The sequence below is a fragment of the Sphingomonas sp. genome (assembly GCF_019746015.1).
Lineage (GTDB): Bacteria > Pseudomonadota > Alphaproteobacteria > Sphingomonadales > Sphingomonadaceae > Sphingomonas.
Genome location: NZ_JAIESM010000100.1, coordinates 1 through 3,236, shown reverse-complemented (window position 1 = coordinate 3,236; position 3,236 = coordinate 1). Strand labels below are relative to the sequence as shown.

Genomic DNA, 3,236 nt, shown 5'->3' with positions numbered 1-3,236 from the left:
GCGCGCGTTCGAGGCGCGCGATCGGCTGCGCGCGACGGTCAACTGGACCGACATGTGGCAGGCCGAGCATGCCCGCGCCTTCACCGTCGCCAAGCTTGTCGATCTCGACATCCTTGCCGAAATTCAGGCGGCGATTGCCGATGTTCTCGCCAATGGCGGCACGCCGGCCGAGTTTGTGGCCAACCTTGAACCCTATCTGCGCAGCAAGGGGTGGTGGGGCCTGGTCACCGATGCGGCGTTGACCGGCACCGACCGCCCCGTTGCCATCGGGCCGGCACGGCTGCGGACGATCTATGACACCAATTTGCGGGCCAGCCGTGCGGCGGGGCGGTGGAAGCGCATTCAGGAAATGAAGGGCGAGCGCCCCTTCCTGCGCTATGTGGCGATTCTGGACCGGCGCACGCGGCCACTGCACCGCGAATGGCATGGCACCATCCTGCCCGTTGATGATGAATGGTGGGACACCCATTATCCGCCGTGCGGCTGGTATTGCCGGTGCACCGTGCGCCAGCTGAGCCAGCGCGACCTGGACCGCGAAGGGTGGACGGTGAGCGCGCGCCCGCCGCTCGACCTGCAACCCTGGACACAGCCCGGTACCGGGCGGGTGATCCAGGTGCCAAAGGGCATCGACCCCGGCTTTGCCTATAATGCCGGCAAGGCGAGCATGGGCGCGGTGATGGACAAAGCGCGCCGGTCGCTGGAACAGGCGGCCCAGCGCGATCTGGCCGCCGCCCGGGCCACGCTGAACGACATTGTCCAGTCGGATGCGTTCCTGAAGGCACTGGACGAGCCGGGCGCGATGGTGCCGGTGATGATGCTGCCCCCCGATTTGCAGGCCGAGATCGCGGCTGAGACGCCCGTTGTGGTGCTGTCAGCCGACACCTATCGCAAGCAGCTGGGCGAGACGCAGCGCAGCCAGGGGCACCCCGAACTGACCGTGGTCGATTATCGCCGGCTGCCCGAAATCGGCGCCGTTCCCGACCTTGTACTGCAGCAGGACGATCAACGGCTGCTGCTGTTCAAGACGGTCGATGACAAATGGCTGATCGCGACGGTCAAAGCCACACGCGACCGGCGCGAAATCTACCTGGTGAGCTATCGCCTCGCCCAGGACGATGACGTGGCACGGCTGCGCCGCAAGTGGCAGGAGGTGCGCCGTGGCGGTTGATTGGCGCGCGGCGAGGGCTGTCCCCACCTCGCATGCGATCCCGGGCAAAGCCCGGTCCTACGGCAGACAGATTCACCGTGTCACGCGCGCCGTGGGCCAAAATAGGCCGCCTGCCGCCGCTTTGCAACGCCCCTGCACCACCCTCGAAAGGACCATGTCATGACCGCTCGCCGCAAGGCGGCCGCGCTGGCCGCGCCGACCACGATCGAAGAGGCCAAGGCAATGATCGCGCGCTATGCGGCCGTGTCGGCGCGTGTTGCCGCCATCGATGCCGAGGCTGACAGCGCCATTGCCGAGGCGCGCCGGCTACAGGCAGTGGCGACGGCGCCATGCGAGGACGAGCTGCGCCAGCTATTTGCTGCGCTGAAGACCTGGTGGGCCGTGGCCGGCGGCGAGATTGCCGGCAAGCGCCGCTCGACCGAGCTGGCCGGCGTCGAAATCGGCGTGCGACGATCGCCGCCGTCGCTGAAGCTGCCCAAGGCCATGGGTGTGAAGGCCGCGATCACCGCGATGCTGGGCAACGGCCTGGCCGGGTGGCTGCGCATCAAATATGAGCTCGACAAGCCCGGCATCATCGGTGCGATCGGCAATGACCCCGACCATGATCTCGCCAAAATGGGCTTCGAAGCGGTGTCGAAGGACGAGTTCTTCATCGCGCTCCGCCCGGTTGAGGCCCCCAAGGTGGACGAGTGATGACGGTGTGCCAGCGTCATTCGTCAAGATTGCGTCGTTCCGCCTCCCCCAAAGCGAGCACCAGCAATGGATCGCCGATGGGTGTTGTTGCAACCAGCTCTTCGTCGCTTTGTGCCTCTGACAACAGATTGCCTCCCTTCAATCGAGGGGGGCCGGCGCGCGGCAACGCGCCGAGCCGCAGGAGAACAGCCTGCACCTTGCCCGGGCGCGCGCCGGGCTCAGTCCCCTCACCGGTGGCCCCGGCGGGACGTGTTGTGAGCATCCGAGAAGATGGAGTCTATCCCCCAGTTTTTCCCCGACCTTCAGTCCGTGTCGCCGGCAAAGCCGATTGCGCCCTATCTTGGCGGAAAACGCGCTTTGGCCAAGCGGCTGTGTGCCATGATCGCCAGCGTGCCGCACGATCTGTATGCCGAGCCATTCGTAGGCATGGGGGGCGTGTTTCTGGGGCGCGCGGCGCGGCCGCGTCACGAGGTCATCAACGATTTATCGACCGACGTCGCCACGCTGTTTCGCATCCTGCAGCGGCATTACCAGCCGTTCCTGGACACGATGAAATGGAAGCTGTCGAGCCGGAGCGAGTTCAATCGTCTGCTGCGACAGGACCCGACGACACTAACCGATTTGGAACGTTCTGCCCGTTTTCTGTATCTGCAGCGATTGGCGTTCGGGGGCAAGGTGACGGGTCGCGGCTTTGGCGTCGACACAAGCCGAAGCCGCTTCAACCTGGGCACCTTGGCGCCGATGCTCGACGACCTGCACGAGCGCCTGCAAGGCGTCACGATAGAGGCGCTGCCTTATGATGACTTTATCCGGCGCTATGATCGACAGGGCACGCTGTTCTACCTCGACCCGCCTTATTGGGGCTGCGAGGAGGACTATGGGCCTGGCTTTGAGCGGGCCGATTTCCAGCGGCTTGCAACGCGGCTGCAGGGCCTTTGCGGACGCTTCATTATGTCGGTTGGTGATCGACCGGAGCTGCGCGATATGTTCAGCTGGGCGGTTATCCAGGAGGTCGAATTGACCTATCACATCGGAATGTCGCCTACGCGCGCCCGCGAGCTGATTATCTCAAATTAGAGGGTCGTTATCATGCAAAAACAATGGCTTATGGCGCACGGCGACGATGGCCGATAAGAACTGGGAACTGGCGCCATTTTTGACGTTCGGCTGCGCGCTAAGTCATTGATTTTTGGTTTGTCATACGTGGCCAGTTCCCAGTCTAGAAGTGGGAACTGGCCAAAAATTCCCGCCCCTCACACGGCGATGTGATCGCACGTTTTTATGCCGGCGTTTCAATGGCCTGCGATCCCGTTATTTGCCGATAAATCACCGAAAATCCCGGCCAGTTCCCAGTTGTAATTATTGGCCAGTCACA

3 protein-coding genes are annotated in these 3,236 nt (G+C 63.8%); all 3 read left to right on the top strand.

Features of this window, described 5'->3' with window-relative positions; genetic code table 11:
- Nucleotides 1-1,168, top strand: a 1,168-nt coding sequence (locus tag K2Y03_RS13080; protein WP_294091229.1) for a phage minor head protein, incomplete at its 5' end; no start/stop codon positions are given.
- 159 nt (nt 1,169-1,327) lie between these two features.
- Nucleotides 1,328-1,861 (top strand): host-nuclease inhibitor Gam family protein, encoded by a 534-nt coding sequence (locus tag K2Y03_RS13075; RefSeq protein ID WP_294091227.1) that lies wholly within the window; start codon nt 1,328-1,330, stop codon nt 1,859-1,861.
- Between the two features lie 270 nt (nt 1,862-2,131).
- Nucleotides 2,132-2,938, top strand: coding sequence for a DNA adenine methylase (locus K2Y03_RS13070; protein WP_294091225.1), 807 nt, complete (start codon nt 2,132-2,134; stop codon nt 2,936-2,938).
- The last annotated feature ends 298 nt before the right edge of the window (nt 2,939-3,236 follow it).

Excerpts from the sequence above, each read along its gene's own strand:
- K2Y03_RS13070 (WP_294091225.1), top strand. The coding sequence starts at position 2,132 with ATGGAGTCTATCCCCCAGTTTTTCCCCGACCTTCAGTCCGTGTCGCCG.
- K2Y03_RS13075 (WP_294091227.1), top strand. The coding sequence starts at position 1,328 with ATGACCGCTCGCCGCAAGGCGGCCGCGCTGGCCGCGCCGACCACGATC.